The following is a 24,640-nucleotide window of genomic DNA, read 5'->3' as shown; positions in this document are numbered from 1 at the left end:
ATGCATCTGTGAGCGTTCACAGTAGAGAAACGTTCCGGACACTTGTCAATGGTTGTTCGTGTGCGGTTATGTTGCGTTGTGACATCGAGATCAACTGTGTGCACGTTCCCAGAACGGCTCGGTTCTTGATGTACGTTCAGACCCCGACGTTCCAGGAGACACCCATGCCGCCGACCGCCCCCAAGGGCCTCACCCGGCTCGCCTTCGGCGGGGACTACAACCCCGAGCAGTGGCCGGAAAGCGTCTGGCACGAGGACGTACGGCTCATGCGCGAGGCCGGCGTGACCATGGTCAGCGTCGGCATCTTCTCCTGGGCCCTGCTCGAACCCGAACCCGGCCGCTACGACTTCGCCTGGCTGGACCGCGTGCTCGGCCTCCTGCACGACAACGGCGTCCGGGTCGACCTCGGCACCCCCACCGTCGCGCCGCCCGCCTGGTTCTACCGGGCCCACCCCGAGGCCCTGCCGGTCACCCGCGAGGGCGTGCGCCACTCGTACGGCTCGCGCGGCGCGATCTGCCACAGCTCCCCCGCCTACCGGGAGGCCGCCGCCCGGATCACCACCGCGCTCGCCGCCCGCTACGCCGAGCACCCGGCGCTCGCCCTCTGGCACGTGCACAACGAGTACGGCGTGCCCGTCAGCGACTGCTACTGCGAGAACTGCGCGGCCGGCTTCCGGCGCTGGCTCGCCCGGACGTACGGGTCGGTCGAGGCCGTCAACGAGGCGTGGGGCACCGCGTTCTGGGGGCAGGTCTACGGCACGTACGAGCAGATCGACCCGCCCCGGCTCACCCCGACCGTCGGCAACCCCGCCCAGCAGCTCGACTACCGGCGCTTCACCGACGCCACGATCCTGGAGAGCTTCCGCGCCGAACGGGACATCCTCCACCGGCTCTCCCCCGGCGTCCCCGTCACCACCAACTTCATGACGGCGCTCAGCCAGTGCGACTCCCTCGACTACTGGGCCTGGGGCCGCGAGGTCGACCTGGTCACCAACGACCACTACCTGATCACCGACGGCCGCCGCACCCACGTCAACCTCGCCATGGCCGCCGACCTCACCCGCTCCGTCGCCGGCGGCGCACCCTGGCTGCTGCTCGAACACTCCACGAGCGGCGTCAACTGGCAGGCCCGCAACCCCGCCAAGCGCCCGGGCGAGATGGCCCGCAACTCCCTCGCACACGTCGCCCGCGGCTCCGAGGGCGCGATGTTCTTCCAGTGGCGGCAGTCCCGGCGCGGCGCCGAGAAGTTCCACTCCGCGATGCTGCCGCACGGCGGCACCGACACCCGCGTCTGGCGCGAGGTGGTCCGGCTCGGCGGCGACCTGGAAGCCCTGGAGGCCGTGCGCGGCACCCGTACCGTGCCCGACGTCGCCCTGCTGTGGGACTGGCAGTCCTGGTGGGCGCAGTCCCTGGAGTGGCGGCCCACGGTGGACCTCGACGCGCGGGAGCGGGCCGACAGCTTCTACGAGGCGCTGTACGACCGGCACCTCACGGTCGACTTCGCGCACCCCGAGTCCGATCTGTCCGCCTATCCGCTGGTCGTCGTCCCCGCCCTCTACCTGGCCACCGAGGCCACCGGCCGGAATCTGCGCACGTACGTGGAGAACGGCGGCACCCTCGTCGTCTCCTGCTTCTCCGGCATCGTCGACGAGCACGACGCCGTCCACGAGGGCGGATGTCCGGGCGTCCTGAAGGACGTGCTCGGCGTCGCCGTCGAGGAGTGGTCACCGCTGCTCGACGGCGAGGGCGTACGGATCGCCGGGCCGGGCGGCGCGTCGCTGCCGGCCGACGTGTGGACCGAGTTCGTCGTGCCGCGCGGCGCCGAGCCGGTGTGGACGTACGCCGACGGGCCGGCCGCGGGCGGCCCCGCCGTCACCCGTCACCGGCTCGGCCGGGGCACCGCCTGGTACATCTCCACCCGCCTGGACGCGGCGGCCCTGGCCGGGATCCTCGGCGCCGCCTGCGAGGACGCGGGCGTGCCGACCCGCTCGCTGCCGCGCGACGTGGAGGTCGTCCACCGCGCGGGCGAGAGCGGGCGCTTCCTCTTCGTGCTCAACCACACGTCGCAGGAGACGAAGGTGCCGCTGGACGGACCGGGCACCGAGCTCCTGAGCGGCGACCGGGTCGGCGGCCGGCTGGCCGTCCCCGCGGGCGCGGTCCGGGTCGTCCGCCTCGACGACTGACCACGGCCCCACTCCCCCCTGATCTCCCCGGGGGCGGCGGCCCCGTGCGCCGCCCCCGGGTGAGCCGCTCGTGCCGCCCCGCGCCACGAGGCACAGCACCGCACCGCCTTCCCCCTCCCTCAACGTCGAAGGGACTCGACGACGATGCACGCCGTACCACGCAGGACCCTGCGAGCCGCCGCCGTGACCGCCGCGCTCGGCGCTCTGCTGCTCGCCCCGCTGCCCGCCCAGGAGGCCCGGGCCGCCGCCACGCTCACCAACGCCGGGTTCGAGTCCGGCGGAACCGGCACCGCGACTCCCGCCGGATGGGCCACCTACTCGGCGGCGGGCCAGAACTCCGCCTCGTACACCGAGGCCGGCGGCCACGGCGGGAGCTACCGGCTCACGCACTGGTCGGCCTCCGCGTACAAGGTGGAGACGTACCAGTATCTGACCGGCCTCTCCGACGGCGGCTACACGCTCAGCGCGTGGGTGCGGTCGAGCGGGGGCCAGAACGCGGCCTATCTCGCGCTGCGCAACTGCGGCTCCGCCGAGCAGCGCACGGAGCTGCCGCCCACGCCGAACGGGGCGTGGATACGGATCGTGACGCCCGTCGTGGTGAGCGGCGGCGCCTGCACGGTGAGCGTGAACTCCGATGCCAGGGCCGGTGACTGGATCAACGTGGACGACCTGACGCTGACGCCCGGCACCGCCGGCCTCGCGGTGAAGGGCGTCGACGTGTCCTCCCTGAAGAAGAGCGAGGACCTGGGCGGGGTGTACCGCACCGGCGGCGGCACCCAGGGGGACGCGCTCGGCATCCTGAGGTCGGCCGGGGCGAACTACGCCCGGCTCAAGGTGTGGGTGAACCCGGCCGACGGCTACAACGACAAGGCCCGGGTGCTCACCATGGCCAAGCGGATCAAGGCCCAGGGCATGAAGCTGCTCGTCGACTTCCACTACTCGGACATCTGGGCCGACCCGGGGGCGCAGACCAAGCCCGCGGCGTGGTCGGGGCACTCGTACGACCAGCTGAAGACGGACGTCTACAGCCACACCTACGACGTCCTGAACGCGCTGAAGGCGCAGGGCACCACGGCCGACATGGTGCAGATCGGCAACGAGATCAACACCGGGATGCTGTGGCCCGAGGGTTCCACGGACAACTGGTCGCGGCTTGCCGGGCTGCTGAAGTCGGGGGTGTCGGCGGCGAAGGCGGTGTCGTCGTCGACGCAGGTGGCCTTGCATCTGGCGCACGGCGGTGACAACGCCCTCTACCGCTGGTGGTTCGACAACGCCACGGCCCAGGGCGTGCCGTTCGACGTGATCGCGGTCTCCTTCTACGGGTACTGGCACGGCCCGCTGTCCTCGCTCCAGGCCAACCTGGACGACGTCTCCGCCCGGTACAACAAGAAGGTGATGGTCGTGGAGACGGCCTATCCGTTCCGCCTGGACAGCGAGGACGGCCACGAGAACATCATCGACACGACCGCCGAGCTCGTCTCCGGCTACCCGGCGAGCACGGCGGGCCAGTCGGCGTGGCTGCGGGACGTCATGAGCGTGGTCGAGGCGGTCCCGGGCGGCCGAGGCCTCGGCGTCGTCTACTGGGAGCCGACGTGGACGGCGGTCGCCGGGAACGGCTGGGACCCGGCCGACCCGGCGTCCGGCAACGGCTGGGAGAACCAGGCGCTGTTCGACTACGCCGACCGGCTCCTGCCGGCGGCGGGCCGGCTCGCCCACCGCTGACCGGCCTCCCGCGGGGCCGGTCGCTGCTACTTCACATAGCCGAGGCCGAGGGCGTGCATCAGCACGACGCCGAAGAGCAGCGCGACGGCGAGCAGGCAACGGCCCGCCCATGGCGCGGTGCTCCGGCGTGCTGTCACTGCGATCTCCGTCCTCGACCCACCGGATTATACGGGGTGGGGGTATGCCAGGCGCGCCGGCTGATTCAGGCGCAGAAGTCTCTTGTGCCCCCGGCCCGCCTCCACTGGGCTGTCCCCCATGAAGAGGAAGAGAAGCGTTGCGGCGGTGACCGCGGCTCTGGCCGTGGCGCCCCTTCTGATGGCGGGTGCGCCGGGGCAGCGGGCGGCGGCCGCCGAGGCCGGTGCCGGTGGTGCCCCGCCCGGCGTCGCGTCGGCGACCCTGCGCGGAGTGGATCTGGACACGGTGACGATCCCCGAGTTGCAGGCCCGCATGAAGCGCGGGTCCCTGACCTCGGCGGAGCTGACCCGGGCGTACCTCCACCGGATCGAGACGGTCGACCCGAAGATCAACGCGGTGCTCCGCACCAGCCCCACCGCCCTGGACCAGGCGCGCGCCAGTGATGTCAGGCATCGCCTCGGGAAGGTCCGCGGCCCGCTCGACGGCATCCCCGTCCTGCTGAAGGACAACGTGGACACCCGCGACATGCCGACGACGGCCGGGTCGCTCGCACTGGCCGGAAACCCGCCGGTCCGGGACGCGGAGCTGGTGGCGAGGCTGCGCGCGGCGGGAGCCGTGATCCTGGGCAAGGCCAATCTGTCCGAGTGGGCCAACTTCCGTGCGGCGAAGCCGACGTCGGGCTGGTCGGCGGTGGGCGGGCAGACCCGCAACCCGTACGTCCTCGACCGCAATCCCTGCGGATCGTCCGCCGGTTCGGCCGCCGCGCTCGCCGCCTCGCTGGCGCAGGTGGCGATCGGCACCGAGACGGACGGCTCCATCGTGTGTCCGGCCGGGATGAACGGGGTCGTCGGCCACAAGCCCAGCCTCGGCCTGGTCAGCCGGTCCGGCGTCGTCCCGATCTCCGCCGAGCAGGACACGGCCGGACCCATGGCACGCAATGTCGTCGACACGGCGATCACCCTCTCGGTGCTCAGCGGCCACCATGACGCCGGGACCGCAGGGGCCGTGGACGCGGCCGCGCGCTCCGGTGGTCTGCGCGGCAAGCGGATCGGCCTCTGGCGGCTCCCCTCGCTCGGCGCCGACGTCGACGCCCTGATGACCCGGACCGCGGCCCGGCTGCGGGCCGCCGGCGCACAGGTCGTCGAGGTGACGCCGCCGTACCAGGCCCGGCTGGCCGAGCTGGAGTTCCCGGCCCTGCTGAGCGAGTTCCACCGGGACATCGACGCCTACCTCGCCACCCGCAACGGGCCGCGCGACCTCGCCGCCCTGATCGAGTTCAACCGCGCGCACCCGGCCGAGCGGACCTGCTTCGCCGGCCAGGAACTCTTCGAGCAGGCGCTGGCCGCGCCGCCGGTCACGGATCCGGAATATCAGGCCATGCGCGCCGAGCTGAAGGACCTGTCCCGGCGGTCCATCGACGAGACCATGGCCGACCACGACCTGGACGCCATCGCCTCCCCGGCGAACCCGCCCGCCTGGACGACCGACTGCGCGCGTGGCGACAACGACGTGATCCCCTCCTCCACCCCGGCCGCCGTGTCCGGCTACCCCTCGCTGTCCGTGCCCGCCGGGTTCGTCGGCGAGTTGCCGGTCGGCCTGCTCCTGATGGCCGGCGACCACCAGGACGCGGCGCTGCTGTCGCTGGGTGCGGCGGTGGAGCAGCGCCTGGACGCGTGGCGCGCGCCGCGGTACCTGCCGTCGGTGACGTCCGACACGACCAGCGTCGGCACCAACGGCTCCGACACCACCGGCTAGGCGGCGGGTCGCAGGGGGCGGCCGGCCGCATGGGTGGGCGGGGCGCGGGCAGTCGCCGAACGGAAGAGTGTGCGCGTCGCGCGCGCAGCAGATCGAGGGAAGTGGAGATGGTCATGAACTTCCCGGTTCGACGCGGCACCGGCGGCGGACTCATGCCTCGCCCCGTCTGGGGCATGTGGGATCCCTGGCGGGACTTCGAGGACATGTGGAGCCAGATGGGCCGATACCTGGAGCAGGCCGCGGGGCCCGGCATGACGATGGCCGAGCGAGGCGGCTGGACGCCGACCGCCGAGATGAACGAGACCGATGACGCCTATGTCATCAAGGCCGAGATGCCCGGCATTCCCCGTGACGACATCGAGGTGGAGCTCAAGGGGAACGAGCTGTGCATCACCGGCGAGATGGACGAGAAGTCCGAAGGCAAGATGCTCACCCGGCGCAGGGGTTCCTTCTGCTACCGGACCAGCCTCCCGGGCAGCATCGACAGTGAGCACGTCGAGGCCGACCTCGACGACGGCATCCTGACCGTACGGGTGCCCAAGTCCGAGGCGGCTCGGCCGTACAAGATCCCTGTCGCGGGCAACGGCGGTGAGAGCAAGGCCGCGTAAGCACGTGCCGCGCTGATCCCGGCCACAGGTGGCCGGGATCCGGCGTGGTCAGTCCTCGGCGTCTTCCGCGTCGTCGTCTTCCTCTTCCTCGTCCTTGGGCGGCAGCAGCGCGATGCACTCGGCGTCGATCTGGTCGGCCACCTCCATGAGCCCGTTCGCGAGGGCGAGGACGGTGGCCGGATCGTAGTCCGTCTCTCCCCGGTCCGTGGCCTGCAGCCAGACGGCCGCGACGTGTCGCAGCAGCGCGGTCATCTGGTCCGCCCGGACGAGGAGATGCCCGCCCGAGAGGAGGAGGAAGGGGGACGAGGCCGTCATGACGCCTCCTGGACGAGTGGGCGGATGGACGGATGGACGGATGGGCGGATGGGCGGAACGGCGGATGGACGGAGGGACGGATCAGCGGTCGGCCGTCGCCTCCGGCTCGCTGCGCGGCCAGCGCAGGATCGCGCCGATGCCTCCGGAGGGGCCGCCGTCCGAGCGGTCGCCCGGCACCATGACCGCCTCGCCGCCGGTCGTCGTCGCGCACAGCACCAGGGCGTCGTCGGCCCGGACCGGACGCGGCCGGGCGGTGCCCGGCGCGGCCGCGGCCTCGGTACGCCGTACGGCCAGCTGGTCCGGTTCGTCGCCGAGCCAGACCTCCCGGCCGGTGTCCGCGCCCGCCGGGTTGATCAGCAGGGTGTCGACCCGATGCTGCCGGGCGGCGTCGGTCACCGCGGGGACGCCCTCGACGGAGGTGACGTGCCGGCCGCTGTCGTCCCGGCCGGCGCGGAAGCGGTCGAGTACGGCCTCGGTGTGCCGAGCCGCGATCTCCAGACGTGCGGCTTCCACGTCGGCCGCGAGCAGGGCCGTGTCGGCGCCCGCGGCGCGGCCGCCGTGGCCGCTGATCATGGTGATCTCCCGCAGTTCCTCGGGCAACTGCTCGCGCACGGCGTGGCATTCGCGCGCGCCGCCGGCGAGCATGATCAGCTGCGCGCCGGACTCGCGGCAGACGCCGGCCAGTTCGCGGGCGGTCAGTGCCGCGTTCTCCTGCCAGGTGTTCTCGACGGCGGCGTCGAAGTGGATGGCCGACCAGTCGCCCGAGGCGGCGCTGTGCAGGGGCCAGTCGCGGCCGTCGACCGAGCCCTGTCGCTCACCCGCGTCGGCGTCCGCGCCCGCGTCCTTGCCCGTGCGGGCGGCCGTACCAGCACCCGTACCGGTGCCGTACGTACGGTAGTCGGCTCCGCTCCGGTCGACGCGCGCGACGAGGCAGACGGGCTCCCGGCGAGCGGGGTCGAGCAGGGGTGTGACGCGGGGCAGTTCCGCCCAGAGGGCGGACGGTACGCCGGGTGCCCGGTCGAGGTGGCAGGTGAGCGCGACGCGGCCGTCGGCCGCGAAGAGCGCGAGTCCCCGCTGCCCGGCCTCGGGGCCGGCACGGTCCAGCTCCTCGCGCACCGCGCCGACGGTCCGCTCGTCCGCGCCCTGCTCCTCCAGGGACCTGCACAGCTCGCGCCAGACGAGTTCGTGGCGCTCCGCCGACGCCTCGTCGGGCGGCCCGGTCGTTGCGTACACGGACGCCCAGGGCCCTTCACGGGTCACGGGTTCCAGGAAGTCGAGCTTCACCCTCATCACCTCGGTGCCTCAGTCCGCCGGTGGTGGCGGCGGCCGGTCCGCGCCGCCGTCGACCGCCATGTCCCGGTGCATCGCCGCTTCCTCGGCGGCCGCCGCCCCGTCGTCGGGTCCGACGTCCCGTGCGGCGACCCGGCCCGGCACGGACGGGTCGGCCGCGACGATGCGCCCGGCACGGACGGCACCGGATTCGGCGTCGAGCGGCTCGCCCTCCCCGCCGGGCAGGTCACCGATGCCGTTGGCGTCGTCGGGCGTCACGTCCGGCCGCTCTTTCGCGAGCCGCTCGTCGAGCGACGCGCCCGCCCGCTGTTCGCCGGCGGTCGTACCGCTGCGGGTGACCGCGACCGGCCGGTCGGGCGGCGAGTAGCCCGGCTCTTCGGGGGCCTCGGTGGGTTCGACCTCCAGCGCGTTCTCCGGGTCGAACGGGTCGCTGGGCCGGTTCGAGGCGTCCGAGCCGGCCGGCTGGTACACGTCGTCACCGCGCGGGCCCGTTCTCGTGGTGTGGGCCTCCGCCGGGGCTTCCGCCTGATCCTTCGCGGAGTTCTGCGACGCGGTCATGGCTCTTCCTCGTCCTTCTCCTTCTCCGCGGAGGGCGGGGGCTCCACCATGGGTTCCGGCTCGCGCCAGTCCTCGGTCCGCGTCGGGTGTCCGGCGCGCATCTGGGCCTCGACCTCCTTCTTGCGTGCGTCGTCCAGGCGGGGCCCGGACTTGCTGCTGCCGCGCTGTGGCGTGGTCATCTCGGTCTCCGGTGCTCGGTCTCGTACTCAGTGCGCTCGGCGCCCCGCGGCGCCGCAGTGCCTTCCGTGACCGCGACTACCCGAACGGTGCCGATGAAATCGGCCCGTAGGCGGTGTCGAGCCCGAGGGCACGCAGGACCCCTTTCGGCCCCGGATGTTCCGCGGCGGATGCGTACACGCCGTCGGACGGGGTAGTCGCAGGCGTCCACCGAGAAATTCCGGGCGACGGAACGCAGATGCGCCGCGCGCGGAACGCAGCCGGGAGGAGGAGACCATGAGCATGGTGCAGGAGACGATCCGGGTGACCGCCCCACTGCGCACGGTGTACGGCCAGTGGACGCGGTTCGAGGAGTTTCCGCGCTTCATGGAGGGTGTCGAGGAAGTCCGGCAACTCGACGACCGCCTCTGCCACTGGCGTACCCGGGTGGCGGGAGTGACCCGTGAGTTCGACACCGAGATCGTCGACCAGCTCCCCGACGAGCGCATCTCCTGGCGCACGGTGAGCGCGGGCGTGAAGCAGAAGGGCGTCGTCAGTTTCCGGCGTCTCGACGACACGCACACGCGCGTGAGCCTGGCCATGGAGGTCGAGCCGCAGGGGATCGTCGAGAAGGCCGGTGACGCCCTCGGCTTCCTGGAGGAACGGGTCCGCGGCGATCTGCAGCGCTTCAAGCAATACGTCGAGGAGAGCGACGGCACCGAGAGCGGCTGGCGCGGTCGGCTGCGGCCCGCCGACAGCACGGGCACGTCACCGGAACCGGTCGAGCCCGCCGAACCCGCCGAGCCCGAGCGCCCGGGCCCTTACCCGGGACCGCTCCCCGACGCCCCTCCCGGCTCGCCCCACATCTGAAAGGGCCTGGTCGTGCTGCGGTCGTCCCGCGAGCCGGCGCGTCGGACGTTCGAGGGCCGGACCGTGGTGGTCACGGGTGCGAGCGCCGGGGTCGGCCGGGCCACCGCACGTGCCTTCGGTGCGTGCGGGGCCCGGGTGGCGCTGCTCGCGCGGGGCCGGGTGGGGCTCGAGGCGGCGGCCGAGGAGGTGCGCCGGGCCGGTGGTCAGGCGCTGGTGGTGCCGGTGGACATGGCGGTGCCGTGGATGGTCGAGGAGGCAGCGGACCGCGTCGAGAGCCGCCTGGGTCCGGTGGACGTGTGGGTGAACGCGGCGTTCACGTCCGTCTTCGCGCCGTTCCTCGCCGCGGCTCCGGACGAGTTCGAACGGGTCACGGACGTGACGTACCTCGGCTGCGTCAACGGGACCCGGGCCGCGCTGCGGCGGATGCTGCCCCGGGACTCCGGCGCGGTCGTGCAGGTGGGCTCGGCGCTCGGCGAGGCCGCCGTGCCGCTGCAGGCCGCGTACTGCGGGGCCAAGCACGCGATCAACGGCTTCACCGCCTCCGTACGGCTCGAACTCCTGCACCGCCACAGCCGGGTGGCGGTCACGGTGGTCCAGCTTCCGGCCGTGAACACCCCGCAGTTCTCGTGGTCGCTGTCCCGGCTGCCCTACCGGCCGCGCCCGGTGGCACCGGTGTTCCAGCCGGAGGTCGCGGCCCGGGCCGTGCTGCACGCCGCCCGCCGGCCGCGGCGCAAGGAGTACCGGGTCGGGGCCTCGACGGCGGCGGCGGTGCTCGCCAGCCGGGCGGTGCCCGGTCTCCTGGACCGGTACGTGGCCCGTACCGGTTACGCGTCCCAGCAGACGGGCGAGCCGTCGAGGGGCGAGGACCCGCACAATCTGTGGGCCCCGCTGGACGGGCCCGACGGACAGGACCACGGGGCCCATGGCGCCTTCGACGACGAGGCGGTCGCGCACTCGCCGTACGCGGCCCTGGCCCGCCATCCGGCCGTGACGGGCGCGGCGGCCGTGGGTGCTGCGGCGCTGGCGGCCCGGACTCTGCACCCACGGCGGGGGCGTGGCCGCGGCTCCGGCGCACGAGGCGGTGAACCGCGATGAAGGCTTTCGAACTGGTGGACCTCTGCCTGCACACGGAGGAGCTGGGGCGTCTCGACGTGGCCCTGTGGGACGGCGACGACGGGGAGGGCGGGGAGGGCGCGGAGCCCCTGGAGCTGCCGGAGGGCACGGTGATCAGCGTCGGGATCACATTCCGGCTCGGCCGGGACATCGACGGGCTGACCTTCGAGGAGATCCGGGTCAAGGACGGGTCGGTGCTCTCGACCGAGCGGACCGTGCTCGGCGGCTTCCGGGCCGGCGGCCCGTACGAGGTGCGGCTCCCGGCCGAGCGGCTGCCGCTGGGCCGGGCGCACTGCGGGGTGTACGTGGTGACCAGCCGTTTCGCCGACGGTGCCGGCCGTGAACTGCTGTTGCTGCGCCACCGGATGCGCCTGGTCCCCCAGCCGGCCCCGCACCCCGCGACGGGCCCGCCGGCCGGTGAGGGCGCCGCACCCGGATCCGGCCCGACGTCGAAGGTCTGAGCCCGGAAGCCGCTACTCCGGACCGGTGAGCCGTGCGCCCGCGGGCGGCGCGGGGCGGACCGCGCGGGTGGAGGGCGCGGTAGATCTGGCGGCCGGGGGCGGGCGGGCCGCTCGCCCCGCGGGCCGGCTGCGGGTGACGAGGACGGGGAGGCGCCATGGCACGGGCATCGGTGGAGGTGCTCGCCTGGTGGGTTCCGCTGGTCGCCCTCCAGATGCTGCTGATCGGTTCGGTGAGTCGGCCCGAGCTCGCTGTGGCGGCGGCCGGGGCGCTGCTCGCCGCGCTCGCCGCCCGCGCGGTGCGGGTGGCTGCCGGGGCGCGGCTCGGCGGCACCGCCGGGTGGGCGCACGCGCTCCTTTCGTGGCCGGGGGCGCTGGTCGCCGACACCTGGCGGCTTGCGCGGGCGGTGGTCCGGACGCTGCGCGGGCACCGGGTCGTCGGCCGTTTCGTCACGGTCCGCTGGCGGGAGGGCACGGGTCCCGCGTGGGCGGGCGGGCTGCTGTCCACGACGCCGGGCGCCTACGTGGTCGACCAGGGCCCGGAGCGCGCGGCGCTCGTTCACGCCCTGCCCGGCGGGGCCGGTTCCCTGGAGACCGCGCTGACCACCGGCGGCCGCGGGTGATCGGCGCGAACCCCGCCGGGGAGTGGAACGGCTGGCTGATCGCCTTCGGGGTGCTCCTGGTCCTCGCTCTTCCGCCGGCGCTGCTGGCCGCCTGCCGGGGCACTCCCCCGGCACGCCTTGCCGGGCTGAGTCTGACCGGCACGCTGGTCACGGTGATGCTGCTGCTCGCGGCGCGGGGGTTCGGCCGCGACGCGTACGGGGATCTCGGTCTGGTGCTCGCGGTGCTCGGTCCGGTGGGCGTGCTGGTGTTCGCGCGCTTCCTCGGCGGGTCGGAGTCGGAGGCTCGCGACGGGGCCGGGAGGGGCTGACGTGGACGCCCGTACGGTGTGCGCGGCCGTGCTCCTGACGGCCGGGGTCGCCGTGCTGCTGCTCGCGGTCCTGGCGCTGCAGGTGCTGCCCGGTCCGTACGCCCGGCTGCACGCCCTGTCGCCCGCCACCTCGCTCGGGGCGCCCCTGGTCGTCCTCGCGCTCGCGGTGGCCGAGGGGTCGGGCCGGCGGGCGGCGGCGCTGCTCGTGGTGGCGGTGCTCGTCGCTGTCGGGGGTGCGCTGACGGCCCCTGCCCTGGGCCGGTGCACCGCGCAGCACGAGGGGCGCATCCCCCGGAAGGACCCGCCGTGACGGGCGCGGTGGCCACGGGCGCGGTGCCGAACCCGGCCGAGGTGTTCGCCGCCGTGGCCGTGGTGCTCGCGGCGGCGGTCGCGACCGTGGCGGCCCGTACGCGTGACCCGGTGCGGCAGGCGGTGGTGCTCAGCGCCCTCGGCCTGGTCCTGTCGGTGCTGTTCCTGCTGGTCCAGGCACCCGACGTGGCGCTGAGCCAGCTTGCGGTCGGTGCCGCGATCACGCCGCTGCTCATCCTGCTCACGGTGCGGGCGATCCGGCGTCGGGCGGCCCAGGAGACCGAGGCCCCGGACAGCGGCAAGAACCCGGAGGGCGGCAGGGGCTCGGGGGGCGGAGGGTGAGCCGCGCGGCCCGGGTGCGCCTGTTCTGGGCGGCGGCGCTGCTCTTCGCCGCCGGGTATGTCGTCGCCTGCCTGGAACTGCCGCCGCTGGGCGGCCCGTTCCATCCGTACGGCGAGCGGGCGGTCGCGGCCGCGCTCGGGCGGCGTACGGCGAACACGGTCTCCTCGGTCAACTTCGACCTGCGCGGATTCGACACGCTGGGCGAGGAGTTCGTGCTGTTCACGGCCGCGCTGGGCGCCGTACTGCTGCTGCGCAGGACCCGGGACGAGCACGTCTCGGCGCCGCGCCCCGGGCGGGTGCTGCCGACGGTCCGGCTGGCCGGCACGGTGCTGCTGCCCGTCGTCCTCGTGACCGGCGTCTATGTGGTGGCGCACGGACAGCTGACGCCGGGCGGCGGCTTTCAGGGCGGCGTGGTCCTCGCCACCGGTCTGCACCTGGCGTATCTCGCGGCCGACTACCGGGTGCTGCGGAGGGTGCGGCCGCGGGCCGTCCTGGAGGTCGCCGAGGCGGTGGCGGCCGGGGCGTTCGCGCTGCTCGGCCTGATCGGTCTGGTGCGGGCCGGGTCGTTCCTGGAGAACGTGCTGCCGCTCGGCACCTTCGGCGCACTGGCCTCCGGCGGCCAGGTGCCCGTGCTCAACGCCGCGGTGGGCCTGGAGGTCGCCTCGGCGCTCGTGGTCGTGCTCGCCGGCTTCATCGACCAGGCCCTGGAGATCGAGTCCTGATGCCCTTCCTGTCCGCTCTGCCGTACCTGGCCGCCGGCTGGATGCTCCTGGTCGGTGTGCACGGCCTGGTCACCAGCAGGAACGCGGTGCACGCGGTCGGCTGTCTGACGGTCGTGCAGTCCGGTACGTACGTCCTGCTGCTCGCCGTCGGCTACCGGCGCGGCGGCACCGCGCCGTACTTCACGGACATCCCGGCCGGGACTCCCGTGGTGGATCCGGTGGCCCAGGCGCTCACGCTGACCGACGTGGTCGTCGGCGCCGCCCTCACCGCCCTGCTGCTCGCGCTCGTGCTGCAGACCGCCAAGCGGCACGGCACCACCGACCCCGACGCCCTCACCGGGCTGCGGGGCTGACCCCCTCAGGACCCGTGTGACCGTCTCTCCGGCCGCCTCGCTGGCCGCCTCCGAGCTCCTCCCGCTCGCCGTCGCCTGCCCGTTGACGGGAGCCGCGCTGCTCGCCGTGCTCGGTCGCCGGCTGCCCCGCTCCGGCACCGACGCGCTCGCCACGGCGTGGGCGGCGGGGCAGCTCGGTCTGGTCTGGTGGCTGGCCGCCGCGACCGGCGGCGCGGGCCGGACGGTGACCTGGGTGGGCGGCTGGACTCCGGTCGAGGGCCGCAGCGTCGGCATCGTCCTCGTCGCCGACGGGCTCGGGCTCGGCCTCGCGGTTCTGGTGGCGCTGCTCGTGCTCGCCGCGCTCGGCTACGCCTGGCGGTACTTCGAGGAGCCGGAGCGCGCCCGGGGGCACGGTGGCGGCTTCCCGGCGCTGCTGCTGCTCTTCGAGGCGGGGACCACGGGGTTCGCGCTGACCGGTGATCTGTTCAACGCGTTCGTGTTCTTCGAGCTGATGGGGGTGGCGGGGTATGCCCTGACGGGGTACCGGGTCGAGGAACCGCGGCCCCTGCAGGGGGCGCTCGCGTTCGCCGTGACCGGTTCGCTGGCCGGTTATCTGGCCCTGGTCGGGGTCGGGTTGCTGTACGCGCGGACGGGCGAGCTCGCGTTCGCCGGGATCGCGCGGGAGCTGGCCGGGCAGCCGGCCGACGCCCTCGTCACCACGGCCGCCGCGCTGCTCTGCTGCGCCATGCTCGTGAAGGCGGCGGCGGTCCCCTTCCACTTCTGGCTGCCGGACGCGCACGCGGAGGCGCCGACCCCGGTCTGCCTGCTGCTCTCGGGGGTGATGGTCGAGCTGGGCCTGTACGGGCTGCTGCGGGTGTACCTCACCGTCTTCTCCGGGCCCGGCGGGGTCCCGCACGAGGTGATGCGGGGCACGCTGATCGCGGTGGGCACCGTGACGGCGCTGACGGGTGCGCTGCTGTGCTGGCAGCAGCGGCATCTGAAGCGGCTGCTCGCCTTCTCCACGGTCGGGCACATGGGTCTGTTCCTGTGCGGTGCGGGGATTCTCGACGCGGAGGCGACGGCGGGCACGGCGCTGTACGTGGCCGGGCACGCCGGTGTGAAGGGCGCGCTGTTCTGTCTGGCCGGGGTGCTGCTCGACCGGCACGCCTCGGTCGACGAGCACGGGTTGTGGGGGCGGGCGCGGGACATGCCGCTGGTGGGGGTGCTGTTCGCGGTGGGCGGGTGCGCGCTGGCGGGGCTTCCGCCGTTCGGCACGGGGCTCGGCAAGTCGGTGGTGGAACACGCGGCGCACGAAGACCCGTGGCTGGTGGCGCTGTTCGTGCTGGTACCGGCGGTCACGGCGGGTGCGGTGCTGCGGGCCGCGGCGCGGGTGTTCGGGGGCGCCGGGACGAAGCCCCGGGAGCGGCATTCGGGGGCGGAGACGACCGGCGCAGGAGAGGAGCCGGAGGTCAGCGGCCCGCGCCGGGAGGTGCCGCGGCCGATGCTGGTGGTGCCGGCCGTGCTGCTCGCGGGTGCGCTGGCGGTGGGTCTGGTGCCGGCGCTGTGGCGTTATGTGGCGGCGGGCTCGGTGGTCTTCCAGGATCCGGCGGGGTACGGGGCGGCGGTGACCGGTGTCCCGGGCGGCGGCGGCACGGGTACCGCGCCGCTGCCCGAGGTGGCGTGGTCGCTGCCGGGCGTCCTGTTCGGGCTCCTTTCGACGGCCCTCGCGGCCGGCTGCGCGGCGGGGGCGCTGTGGGGCCCGGCGTTGCGCGGCCGGCTCGCCCGCACGGCGCGGGCCGGCGCGGACGCCCTGGACCGGACCGTGGTCCTGGCCGTGCGGCGGCAGCATTCGGGGCACGTGGGCGACTACGTGGCCTGGCTGCTCGCCGGACTCGCCGCGCTGACCGCCGTGTTCGCGCTGTGGGGATAGCCGGCAGGCCGACAAGCCGGCCCGATCCCGGCGCCGGGCCGGTGCCCGGTCCTGGCCGACGGACTCGGCGACCGCGGTGCCGACGCCGTACACCGACCGCCTGCTCCGCTGCGCGCCACGGCCCGCATGAATGCCCCGAGCAGGGGCAGCGGCCGGGTGAGGGTTCCCCCACATGAGAGCGAGCACGGTCATGAACACCGCACGCGATCTGATGACCCCTGACGCCACCTGTATCCGCTCGACCGAGTCCGTGGTCGACGCCGCCCGGAAGATGGCCGAACTCGACGTGGGCGCCCTGCCCATCTGCGGCCCGGACGAGCGGCTGAAGGGCATGCTCACCGACCGCGACATCGTCCTGAAGGTCGTCGCCCGGGGGATCGACCCGGCCCGCTGCACGGCCGGCGACCTCGCCGGCGGCGACATCGTCACCGTGGGCGCGGACGACTCGGCCGACGACGTGCTGCGGGTGATGAGCGACCACCGGATCCGCCGGGTCCCGGTCATCGACGGGCACGTCCTCGTCGGCATCATCGCCCAGGCCGACATCGCCCGCGACATGCCGGACGGGAAGGTGGGCGACCTGGTCGGGTCGGTCTCGGCAGCATCCTGACACCCCCGCTATGACAGTCGTTATAGATGCCTGTAACCTGAGGGTCGTCTATAACGACTGTCATAGGAGAGTGTCGTGACGATCATCACCGTGAACACCCCGACCGGGCGGCTGAACCCGGAACAGCGCCGGAAGCTGGCCGAGACCCTGACGGACGCCGTTCTCGTACCCGAGGTGGGGCAGTTCGCGCCGGCGGCGCGGGTCGGGTTCCAGGTGCACTTCGTCGAGCGCGAGCCCGACATGATGGCCATCGGCGGGCGGCTCCTCGCGGACCTGGGCCCCGACGCCGACGCCATGGTGATCGACGTGGCGGTGATGGACGGCGACTGGCGCCAGGAGGTGAGGGCGGCCGTCATCGAGCGCGTCCTCGGCGCGCTGGCCGAGAGCTGCGACCTCGCGGAGCCGTCACCGGCCTGGTGGGTCAACTTCCGCGTGATCGACGAGGGCAGCTGGGGCTCCCGCGGCGGGGTACTGTCCGTCCTCCCGCTCCTCGACAGCGGCGTGTTCACCGAGGAGAAGGCCAGGGCCGTCCGCGCCGCGCTCGGCGCCTGATCCGGACGATCCGGACGATCCGGACCTCGAAGCCAGGCCACCGGCCCCGGTCAGTCGCCGATGGCGGCCGCGATGAGGACCTGGAGCTGTTCGGCGGCGTGATCGAGGGGCTGGGTGCTGCGCTTGGCGCGGCACATGGCCACCGTGCCCTCGACGGCGGCGACGACGAGGGTCGCGAGCTGCGCCGCCCGCTCCTCCCCGGCACCGTGGTCCCGCAGGGAGGCGGCAAGCAGGCCCTCCCACTGCTCGAAGACCTCGGCCGCGGCGGCCAGGGCGGGCGGGACCTCGTCGGCCGGGGGCTCCTCGATGGCCACGGCCAGGACCGGACAGCCGGCATGGAAGTCGCTGTCCACGACGATCTTCCGCCACAGGTCGAGGAAGGCCCGGAGTCCCGCGGCCGGCCCCGCCTCCAGCTCCTTGCGCAGGCTGCGGGCTACCCACTCCCCGGTGTAGCGAACGGCTTCGCCCGCCAGCTGCTGCTTGCCCTCCGGGAAGAAGTGATAGGTCGACCCGAGCGGCGCCTTGGCGTGCTTGGCCATCTCCCGGATGCTCGTGGCGCTCAGTCCGCGCCGGCTGATCATGTCGGCCGCTCCGGCCACGATCCGCTCGCGCGACGGCGCGTTCGCACTACCCCTGGTCACCTGCGCACCTCTTCCGAACTCCGCTGGATATAACGACCGTCATAGTCTACCGTGAGCGCCGTCTATAACGATCGTCATAGGAGCAGCCATGCCCATGATCCGGTTGACCGTCCCGGCCGGCGCCCTCGCCCCCGAGGGCCGCGCCACCGTCCAGCGCGAGCTCGCGGCCGTACTCCTGCGCTGGGAGGGCGCGCCGGACACCGCGTTCTTCCGCTCCCAGGCGTGGAGCTACCTCGTCGAGCTGCCCGCGGACGCCCAGACCACCGCCGAGGACGACGCTCCCCGGTTCCTGGTCGAGGTGACGGTGCCGCAGGGCGCGCTCTCCGAGCGGCGCAAGGCCGGACTGGTCCAGGACGCGACGCGGACCGTCCTGTCGGCCGCCGGACTCGACCCGGCCGAGGCCCTGCGCGTCTGGGTGCTGGTGCACGAGCAGCCGGACGGCACCTGGGGCGCGGGCGGCTCCGTCGTCCGCTACGCCGACCTGGTCGCCCTCGCGAAGGGACCGGCCGATGCGTGAACTGACGTATGTCGCCCGCCACGCGGTCGAGTGGCGCGAGGCCCCTGACCCCGAACTAGGCTCGGACCGGGCGGCGATCGTCGCGCCTGTCGCCGCCACCTCCTGCGACGTGGACTCCGCGATCCTGGCCGGACACGCCACGCGGCGGCAGCCGCATATCCAACACCGCGTGGAGCCGCCGTTCGCCCTCGGGCACGAATGCGTCGCCCGCGTCACCGACGTCGGTGACGACGTGACCACCGTGGCCCCCGGCGACCTGGTCGTCGTGCCCTGGGCCATCAGCTGCGGCGGCTGCGGCCACTGCCGCGCCGGGCTCACCGCGCACTGCACCTCGGTCCCGCACATGGCGATGTACGGCGCGCCGCTCGGCGGCGGCTGGGGCGGGCTCTTCTCCGACCTGGTCCGCGTCCCGTACGCGGACGCCATGCTGGTCCCGCTCCCGGCCGGCCTCGATCCGGTCGCGATGGCCTCGGCGAGCGACAACTGGTCGCTCTCCTGGCGCCTGGTCGCACCGCACCTCAGGGCCCGCCCCGGCGCCCGGGTCCTGGTCGTCGCCCGCGGCAGCATCGGCCTGTACGTCTGCGACATCGCCCGGGCCCTCGGCGCATCCGACGTCCTCTACGTCGACCCCGACCCCGGGCACCGCGAGGTCGCCGAGGGGTTCGGCGCCCGCACCGCGGAGGCGATCGAGCCGATCCGGCACGGCTTCGACCTCGCCGTCGAGGCCACCGGCCGGGTCGACCAACTCGCCCTGGCCGTCCGGTCCCTGGCTCCCGAGGGTATCTGCGAGTCGGCCGGCAACCACTTCCGTCCCGGCGAACTGCCGCTGCTCGACATGTATCTGACCGGTGTCACCCTGCGCATCGCCCGCGACAACGTCCGCGCCCACATCCCCGACGCCCTCGCCCTCGCCACCACCGGCACCGTCGCCCCCGAGCGGGTCGTCTCCCACGTCCTCGACTGGGACGACCTGCCGGAGGCGCTGCCGGAGAAGCATCTGAAGCCGGTCTTCGTCCGGCCCGCCGCCTGACCGGCGCACCGGGGGTTCAGGGGACTTCCGTTCGACAGGCGTTCACGTGGCAACCGGGCCGTTGCCGACCGCCGTTCGGCAACGGCCGGGAGCCTCGTCTCGCCCAGCCAGCGCTCCCCTTCCTCCCAGGACGGACACCGTGCCCGAAGTACGCGCTCCCCGAGGGCGTCGTCGACGCGCCCCGCTCCGCGTCGCCGTCGCCGGCGCCACCATGGCCGCCGCCGCGGCCCTGCTCACGCCCATGGCCCAGGCGGCCCCGGCGGACGACATCCGCATCAACGAAGTGGTGACGACCGGCGGCGTCGACGACTCGGTCGAGCTGTTCAACAAGGGCACGGCCACGGTGGACATCTCGGGCTGGATCCTGAAGGACGACAACAACAGCTCGAAGTTCACCGTGCCGTCCGGGACGACGCTCGCCCCGGGAGCGGTCCGCGCGTTCGACGTGTCCGGGTCGTTCGGTCTCGGTTCCGGCGACAAGGCCCGCCTCTATCTGCCGGGCGGCTCCACCCTGGTCGACAGCTTCTCCTGGAGCAGCCACTCCGCCCCGTCCTGGTCGCGCTGCCCCGACGGCACCGGCGCCTTCGTGAACGGGGCCACCCTGACGCTCGGCGCGCTCAACGACTGCGGTTCCGGCGGCGGCGGTACGGGCGCGGTGGCCTGGCCCGGCGGCAGTACGGTGGCGACGGCCGACGGCTCCAACGTCTTCGGCTCGGACCTCAGCGGCCTGTACCAGGAGGGCTCCGTGCTGTGGGGCGCCCAGAACTCCGGCAAGCTGTGGCGGCTCGTCCGTGACGGCTCCGGCGGCTGGAAGCCCGACACCGCGAACGGCTGGACCTCCGGCAAGACCCTGCGCTACCCCGGCGGCAGCGGCTCCCCCGACAGCGAGGCCGTCACCCTGACCTCCGGCGGCGCCACGGGCGGCGCGTACGTCGCCACCGAGCGCAACGGCGACGCGTCCGGCACCAGCCGGCTCTCCGTCCTCCGTTACGAGGTCGGCTCCGGCACCGCCACAACGCTGACCGCCACGAAGGAGTGGAACCTGACCGCCGGTCTGCCGGCCGTGGGCTCCAACGCCGGCTTCGAGGCGATCACCTGGATCCCCGACGCCACTCTCACCGCGGCCGGCTTCAAGGACGAGTCGACGGGCGCGGCCTACGACCCCAGTCGCTTCGGCGCGCACACCGGCGGCGTCTTCTTCCTCGGCGTCGAGGGCACCGGCTCGGTGTACGCCTACGTCCTGGAGGACGGCGGCGCCGCCACCCGGGTCGCCGGCTTCAGCAGCGGCATGTCCGGTGTGATGGAGCTGCAGTGGGAGGCGCAGGCCGCACGCCTGTGGCTGGTTTGCGACGACACCTGCTCCGGCCAGCACCGCACGATGAAGATCGGCACCGGCGGCACCTTCGGCCCGGCCGCCGTCTACGACCGCCCGGCCGGCATGGCCAACCTGAACAACGAGGGCTTCACGCTCGCCGCCGCCGACGAGTGCGTCGGCGGCACCAAGCCGGTCTACTGGGCCGACGACGGCAACACCGGAGGCCACGCGATCCGCCGGGGCACCGTCAGCTGCTGAGCCCGGGCGGTGCGGGCTCCGCGTAGCCGGTATATCGCGGGCGTATCGAAAATCTCATACGCGGCCACAACAGCCCCTCGTCTCCAATGAGGGGCATGAACCGAAACGCATCACCGTCGCCGACGGCGACGACCAGGCCGGGGAGCACACGAGGGATCGTGCTCCCCGGCCTCGTCGTTCTCGCACTGGCGGGCATCCTGTTCGTCATGCGGGGGCCGCTCATGATGTCCGCTCCGCGGTGCCTGGCCGGGCGGTGGCACGGCTGCTACGACACGTTCAACGGTGTGGTGCTGATGACGCTGGTCGCGCTGCCGCTCTCCGGTCTGGTGGTGTGGGCGCTGGCGCGGCTGCGGAGGGCGGCGGCCGACGGCACGTCGGCGCTGCGGCTCTCGGTGGCCGAGGTGGGCATGGTGCACGGGACGGTGCCGTTCCTGTGGCTGACCCTGATGCCGGGCGCCGGGGCCGGCGTCGTGCCCGGGCGGTTCAGTCTGGTGCCGCTGCGGGACCTGGTCACGATGGGGTCGCTCGGGATCGCCGGCAATCTGCTGGTCTTCGCGTCGCTGGGGTTCTTCGCCCCGATGCGGTTCGCGGCGCTCGCGTCCCTGCCGCGTGTCCTGGCGCTCGGGGCGGGCTGCTCGGTCCTGGTCGAGACCGCGCAGTACGTCCTGCGGCTCGACCGGGTGTCCTCCGTGGACGACGTGCTGGTCAACGCCGCCGGCGCCGGCCTCGCCGCGCTGGCCTCGCGCCGCTGGTGGCGTACGAGGGCGGGGGCCCCGTCGGACCGGTCCGGGCCCGTGCTCGTACCGGCGGGCTCAGGGCCTGCCCGACCCTGATCCGCCGGACAGGCCCTGAGCCGGGGCCGAGTCGCATACACCGGCGATATGTCGTGCTGATTAGGCTTCCGGCATGCGTGTACTGATCGTGGAGGACGAGCCCTATCTGGCGGAGGCCGTCCGTGACGGTCTTCGTCTGGAGGCGATCGCCGCCGACATCGCGGGCGACGGCGACGCGGCCCTGGAGCTGCTCGGCGTCAACTCCTACGACCTCGCGGTCCTCGACCGCGACATCCCCGGGCCTTCGGGCGACGAGGTCGCCCGGCGGATCGTGGCCTCGGGCAGCGGCATCCCGATCCTCATGCTCACCGCCGCCGACCGGATCGACGACAAGGCGTCCGGGTTCGCGCTCGGCGCCGACGACTACCTGACCAAGCCGTTCGAGCTGCGGGAGCTCGTGATGCGGCTGCGGGCGCTGGACCGCCGGCGCGCCTACGCCCGGCCGCCGGTCCGGGAGATCGCGGGCGTGCGGCTCGACCCGTTCCGCCGGGAGGTCTTCCGCGACGGGCGGTACGTGGCGCTCACCCGTAAGCAGTTCGCCGTCCTGGAGGTCCTCGTCGCCGCCGAGGGCGGAGTGGTGAGTTCCGAGGAGCTGCTCGAACGGGCCTGGGACGAGAACGCCGACCCCCTCACCAACGCCGTACGGATCACCGTCTCCGCCCTGCGCAAGCGGCTCGGCGAGCCCTGGGTCATCGCGACGGTCCCGGGCGTCGGCTACCGCATCGACGCGGACCCCGGCGCCGAAACCCGTACCGACGGTCCCCGTGCGTAGACGCCCAGGGCTCAGCGTCCGGCTGAAGCTGACCCTCAGTTACGCGGGCTTCCTCGCCGTGGCCGGTGCGCTGCTGCTCGCCGTGGTGTGGGTGTTCATCCTGCGCTACGTACCCGACAAGGACCAGGGCCTGCTCGGGATCTCGCCGAACCGCTATCTCCTCGTGCACACCTTCGCCCCGGCGGCGGCCGTGGCGATGGCCTTCCTGCTCGTCTTCGGCCTCGTCGGGGGCTGGCTGCTGGCCGGCCGGATGCTGGCACCGCTCACCCGGATCACGGACGCGGCGCGCCTCGCGGGGCAGGGGTCGCTGTCCCACCGGATCCGGCTCGAGGGCCGCCAGGACGAGTTCCGCGAGCTCGCCGACACCTTCGACACGATGCTCGAAGAACTCGAGTCGCACGTCGCCGAGCAGCGGCGGTTCGCCGCGAACGCCTCGCACGAACTGCGCACCCCGCTGGCCATCACGCAGGCCCTGCTCGATGTCGCCCGCAAGGATCCCACCCATGACCCGGCCGAGCTCGTCGCACGCCTGCAGGCGGTCAACGCGCGGGCGATCGGTCTCACCGAGGCGCTGCTGCTGCTCAGCCGCAGCGACCGCGGCACCTTCACCCGCGAGAGCGTCGATCTCTCCCTCGTCGCCGAGGAGGCCGCCGAGACGCTGCTCCCCGTCGCCGAGCGGCGCGGGATCACCCTCGAGGTCACCGGCGGACCGGCCCTCACCAGCGGCTCCGCGGAGCTGCTGCTGCGGATGGTGACGAACCTCGTCCAGAACGCCCTCGTCCACAACCTCCCGTCCGGCGGCACCGTGACGGTCCACACCGAGACGGTCGTCCGCACCGAGACGCGCGGCGACACGAGCGGCGGTACGAGCGTGCTGCGGGTCGAGAACACCGGCCGCCCGGTGCCGCCGGAGCTGCTCCCGACCCTCACCGAGCCCTTCCAGCGCGGTGCGGAGCGCGTCCGCACCGGAGAGCCCGGCGAGCACCCCGGCGTCGGCCTGGGCCTCGCCATCGTGCACAGCGTGGTCCGTGCCCACGACGGAACGCTGGAGCTCGCCGCGCGCCCCGGCGGCGGTCTGCGCGTCACGGTCCGGCTGCCTACCCCGTAGTGCCCGTAGCGCTCGTAGCGCCGGCCGGCTGCGGCTCCTTGGCCGTGGTGAGGCCGCGGGCCTCGCGGTCGAAGGCGAGCCGGATGCCGACGGCCAGGACCGGGACCGCGGCCGCGGCGAAGGCCCAGCGGAGGTCGCCGGTGACCAGGAGGCCCATGACGGCCAGGGAGACGGGTTCCAGGACGACCCGGGGCAGGTACATGACGCTGTTGATGCGCCCCAGGACGTCCTCGGGGGTCCGGGTCTGGATGAACGTGGGCAGGGCCACGTCGCTGGAGTAGGCCACGCCCACGCCGAGCAGGGCGAGGACCGTCGCGGCGAGCCACACATTGGGCAGGACGCCGAGGAGGACGAAGGTCACGCCCTCGGTGAGGGTCATGCCGATGATCAGGATGCCCCAGCGCCGGGGCAGTCCCGTGAAGACCGCGGCGACGGTGCCGGCGAGCTGGCCGAGTCCCCATGCGGACAGGAGCAGTCCGAGCGCCATCGAGTCCTGGGGGAAGGACTTCGCGAGGGCGGGCAGGCCCACCGCGAAGAGGCCGCTGTAGCTCAGCGCCGCGGCGCCGATGATCATGAGGACGGTCCGAACCTCCCGGCTCCGCCGGACGTAGCGCAGCCCGTCCACGATCTCGTGGCCGATGACGGAGATCGGCTTGGACTCCTCGCCCTCGCCCCCGGCTCCGCGCCTGGGTGCGGCAAGGACGGTCCAGGCCGCCACGAAGAAGGTGCCGCTGTTGAGCAGGATCGCCGCCGGGGTGCCGACCAGGCCCACCAGGGACGCGCCGAGGAGCGGTCCGAGGAAACGGGCGCCCTGCTCGCCGAATCCCACCAGCGCGTTGCCGCGCGGGATCTGCTCGGTGGGCAGCAGGGACGGCAGGATGCTGTCCTGGGCCGGCATGAAGAAGGCCTCGGCCACGCCCGCGACGGCCCCGAGCGCGTACAGGTGCCACACCTGCACCCCGTCCATCACCGCGAGCAGCCCGAGCAGTCCGACCGCGGTGCCCCTGACCAGGTGGGAGCAGAGCATGACCGTCCGGGGCGACACCCGGTCGGTGACCGCGCCCCCGACGAGCAGCAGCACCCCGCGCGGCACCGTCTGCACCAGCAGCACGGCCGCCAGGGCGCCGGCCGAACCGGTCTCCTGGAACACCAGCCAGACGAAGGCCACTTCGAAGCTGTAGTCGCCCAGCATCGACAGCGTCTCACCGCACCACACCGCTCGGAACGCGCGGTGGCGTAACGGCAGTCGAACTTGTTCCAGCATCATTCCCTCTG

The 24,640-nt window shown here is 73.6% G+C and carries 28 protein-coding genes; 22 read left to right on the top strand and 6 right to left on the bottom strand.

Features of this window, described 5'->3' with window-relative positions:
* Positions 1-164 precede the first annotated feature (164 nt).
* The 4 genes from JAO84_RS34340 to JAO84_RS34325 all read left to right on the top strand — a co-directional run bounded on the left by JAO84_RS34340 (position 165) and on the right by JAO84_RS34325 (position 6,403).
* Complete coding sequence (locus tag JAO84_RS34340) at positions 165-2,183, top strand: beta-galactosidase (RefSeq protein WP_370416360.1); 2,019 nt, start codon at positions 165-167, stop codon at positions 2,181-2,183.
* 144 nt (positions 2,184-2,327) lie between these two features.
* On the top strand, positions 2,328-3,905 hold the full coding sequence (locus JAO84_RS34335; protein WP_370416359.1) for a glycosyl hydrolase 53 family protein: 1,578 nt from the start codon (positions 2,328-2,330) through the stop codon (positions 3,903-3,905).
* 255 nt (positions 3,906-4,160) lie between these two features.
* Complete coding sequence (locus tag JAO84_RS34330; protein ID WP_370416358.1) at positions 4,161-5,795, top strand: amidase; 1,635 nt, start codon at positions 4,161-4,163, stop codon at positions 5,793-5,795.
* A gap of 113 nt (positions 5,796-5,908) precedes the next feature.
* Positions 5,909-6,403, top strand: coding sequence for an Hsp20/alpha crystallin family protein (locus JAO84_RS34325; RefSeq protein WP_370416357.1), 495 nt, complete (start codon positions 5,909-5,911; stop codon positions 6,401-6,403).
* A gap of 48 nt (positions 6,404-6,451) precedes the next feature.
* Here the strand turns inward: JAO84_RS34325 and JAO84_RS34320 are convergent, their stop codons facing one another.
* The 4 genes from JAO84_RS34320 to JAO84_RS34305 form a co-directional block, all read right to left on the bottom strand.
* The gene (locus tag JAO84_RS34320) at positions 6,452-6,718 is read right to left on the bottom strand and encodes a DUF6213 family protein (protein ID WP_370416356.1); all 267 of its coding nucleotides are present in this window, start codon (positions 6,716-6,718) and stop codon (positions 6,452-6,454) included.
* An 81-nt stretch (positions 6,719-6,799) separates the two neighbouring features.
* Complete coding sequence (locus tag JAO84_RS34315; RefSeq protein WP_370416355.1) at positions 6,800-8,002, bottom strand: Vms1/Ankzf1 family peptidyl-tRNA hydrolase; 1,203 nt, start codon at positions 8,000-8,002, stop codon at positions 6,800-6,802.
* Positions 8,003-8,020: 18 nt separating this feature from the next.
* The gene (locus JAO84_RS34310; protein ID WP_370416354.1) at positions 8,021-8,566 is read right to left on the bottom strand and encodes a DUF5709 domain-containing protein; all 546 of its coding nucleotides are present in this window, start codon (positions 8,564-8,566) and stop codon (positions 8,021-8,023) included.
* Positions 8,563-8,745 (bottom strand): hypothetical protein, encoded by a 183-nt coding sequence (locus JAO84_RS34305; protein WP_370416353.1) that lies wholly within the window; start codon positions 8,743-8,745, stop codon positions 8,563-8,565. The genes JAO84_RS34310 and JAO84_RS34305 overlap by 4 nt, the downstream gene beginning before the upstream one ends.
* 274 nt (positions 8,746-9,019) lie before the next feature.
* On the opposite strand from JAO84_RS34305, the gene JAO84_RS34300 reads away from it, so the two are divergent.
* The 12 genes from JAO84_RS34300 to JAO84_RS34245 all read left to right on the top strand — a co-directional run bounded on the left by JAO84_RS34300 (position 9,020) and on the right by JAO84_RS34245 (position 16,891).
* Complete coding sequence (locus JAO84_RS34300) at positions 9,020-9,592, top strand: SRPBCC family protein (RefSeq protein ID WP_370416352.1); 573 nt, start codon at positions 9,020-9,022, stop codon at positions 9,590-9,592.
* A gap of 12 nt (positions 9,593-9,604) precedes the next feature.
* Entirely contained in the window at positions 9,605-10,687 is a 1,083-nt protein-coding gene (locus tag JAO84_RS34295) for an SDR family oxidoreductase (protein WP_370416351.1), read from the top strand.
* Positions 10,684-11,166: a hypothetical protein gene (locus JAO84_RS34290; protein WP_370416350.1), complete on the top strand. Its 483-nt coding sequence runs from the start codon at positions 10,684-10,686 to the stop codon at positions 11,164-11,166. Before JAO84_RS34295 ends, JAO84_RS34290 begins: the two co-directional genes overlap by 4 nt.
* Before the next feature lie 155 nt (positions 11,167-11,321).
* Positions 11,322-11,786 (top strand): hypothetical protein, encoded by a 465-nt coding sequence (locus JAO84_RS34285; RefSeq protein ID WP_370416349.1) that lies wholly within the window; start codon positions 11,322-11,324, stop codon positions 11,784-11,786.
* Positions 11,783-12,094, top strand: a complete 312-nt coding sequence (locus JAO84_RS34280) for an MrpF/PhaF family protein (protein WP_370416348.1) — start codon at positions 11,783-11,785, stop codon at positions 12,092-12,094. The genes JAO84_RS34285 and JAO84_RS34280 overlap by 4 nt, the downstream gene beginning before the upstream one ends.
* A gap of 1 nt (position 12,095) precedes the next feature.
* Positions 12,096-12,404 carry a monovalent cation/H(+) antiporter subunit G gene (locus JAO84_RS34275; protein WP_370416347.1) on the top strand — a complete coding sequence of 103 codons (309 nt, stop codon included), beginning with the start codon at positions 12,096-12,098 and terminating at the stop codon, positions 12,402-12,404.
* Positions 12,401-12,745 carry a Na(+)/H(+) antiporter subunit B gene (locus JAO84_RS34270; protein ID WP_370416346.1) on the top strand — a complete coding sequence of 115 codons (345 nt, stop codon included), beginning with the start codon at positions 12,401-12,403 and terminating at the stop codon, positions 12,743-12,745. The genes JAO84_RS34275 and JAO84_RS34270 overlap by 4 nt, the downstream gene beginning before the upstream one ends.
* On the top strand, positions 12,742-13,467 hold the full coding sequence (locus JAO84_RS34265; RefSeq protein ID WP_370416345.1) for an MnhB domain-containing protein: 726 nt from the start codon (positions 12,742-12,744) through the stop codon (positions 13,465-13,467). The genes JAO84_RS34270 and JAO84_RS34265 overlap by 4 nt, the downstream gene beginning before the upstream one ends.
* Positions 13,468-13,475: 8 nt before the next feature.
* A complete protein-coding gene (locus tag JAO84_RS34260) occupies positions 13,476-13,820 on the top strand; it encodes a sodium:proton antiporter (protein ID WP_370416948.1) in 345 nt (114 codons plus the stop codon).
* 16 nt (positions 13,821-13,836) lie between these two features.
* Positions 13,837-15,729 (top strand): complex I subunit 5 family protein, encoded by a 1,893-nt coding sequence (locus JAO84_RS34255; protein WP_370416344.1) that lies wholly within the window; start codon positions 13,837-13,839, stop codon positions 15,727-15,729.
* A 190-nt stretch (positions 15,730-15,919) separates the two neighbouring features.
* Positions 15,920-16,339 carry a CBS domain-containing protein gene (locus JAO84_RS34250; RefSeq protein WP_370416947.1) on the top strand — a complete coding sequence of 140 codons (420 nt, stop codon included), beginning with the start codon at positions 15,920-15,922 and terminating at the stop codon, positions 16,337-16,339.
* A gap of 75 nt (positions 16,340-16,414) precedes the next feature.
* Entirely contained in the window at positions 16,415-16,891 is a 477-nt protein-coding gene (locus JAO84_RS34245) for a 4-oxalocrotonate tautomerase family protein (protein WP_370416343.1), read from the top strand.
* 50 nt (positions 16,892-16,941) lie between these two features.
* On the opposite strand, the gene JAO84_RS34240 is transcribed toward JAO84_RS34245, so the two are convergent.
* Entirely contained in the window at positions 16,942-17,532 is a 591-nt protein-coding gene (locus JAO84_RS34240) for a TetR/AcrR family transcriptional regulator (RefSeq protein WP_370416342.1), read from the bottom strand.
* An 88-nt stretch (positions 17,533-17,620) separates the two neighbouring features.
* Here JAO84_RS34240 and JAO84_RS34235 point away from each other — a divergent pair, with 88 nt between their 5' ends.
* The 6 genes from JAO84_RS34235 (at position 17,621) to JAO84_RS34210 (ending at position 23,365) form a co-directional block, all read left to right on the top strand.
* On the top strand, positions 17,621-18,049 hold the full coding sequence (locus JAO84_RS34235) for a 4-oxalocrotonate tautomerase family protein (RefSeq protein WP_370416341.1): 429 nt from the start codon (positions 17,621-17,623) through the stop codon (positions 18,047-18,049).
* Positions 18,042-19,079, top strand: a complete 1,038-nt coding sequence (locus JAO84_RS34230) for a zinc-binding dehydrogenase (protein WP_370416340.1) — start codon at positions 18,042-18,044, stop codon at positions 19,077-19,079. Before JAO84_RS34235 ends, JAO84_RS34230 begins: the two co-directional genes overlap by 8 nt.
* A gap of 211 nt (positions 19,080-19,290) precedes the next feature.
* Positions 19,291-20,652, top strand: coding sequence for a lamin tail domain-containing protein (locus JAO84_RS34225; RefSeq protein WP_370416946.1), 1,362 nt, complete (start codon positions 19,291-19,293; stop codon positions 20,650-20,652).
* Between the two features lie 95 nt (positions 20,653-20,747).
* The gene (locus JAO84_RS34220) at positions 20,748-21,485 is read left to right on the top strand and encodes a VanZ family protein (protein WP_370416339.1); all 738 of its coding nucleotides are present in this window, start codon (positions 20,748-20,750) and stop codon (positions 21,483-21,485) included.
* 73 nt (positions 21,486-21,558) lie between these two features.
* The gene (locus JAO84_RS34215) at positions 21,559-22,257 is read left to right on the top strand and encodes a response regulator transcription factor (RefSeq protein WP_370416338.1); all 699 of its coding nucleotides are present in this window, start codon (positions 21,559-21,561) and stop codon (positions 22,255-22,257) included.
* Positions 22,250-23,365, top strand: coding sequence for a sensor histidine kinase (locus JAO84_RS34210; protein WP_370416337.1), 1,116 nt, complete (start codon positions 22,250-22,252; stop codon positions 23,363-23,365). The genes JAO84_RS34215 and JAO84_RS34210 overlap by 8 nt, the downstream gene beginning before the upstream one ends.
* Here JAO84_RS34210 and JAO84_RS34205 read toward each other — a convergent pair.
* Entirely contained in the window at positions 23,355-24,632 is a 1,278-nt protein-coding gene (locus JAO84_RS34205) for an MFS transporter (RefSeq protein WP_370416336.1), read from the bottom strand. The genes JAO84_RS34210 and JAO84_RS34205 overlap by 11 nt on opposite strands.
* Positions 24,633-24,640 lie beyond the last annotated feature (8 nt).

The sequence above is a fragment of the Streptomyces fradiae genome (genome assembly GCF_041270065.1).
Taxonomy (GTDB): domain Bacteria; phylum Actinomycetota; class Actinomycetes; order Streptomycetales; family Streptomycetaceae; genus Streptomyces.
This window is presented reverse-complemented; position numbering and strand designations above follow the sequence as displayed.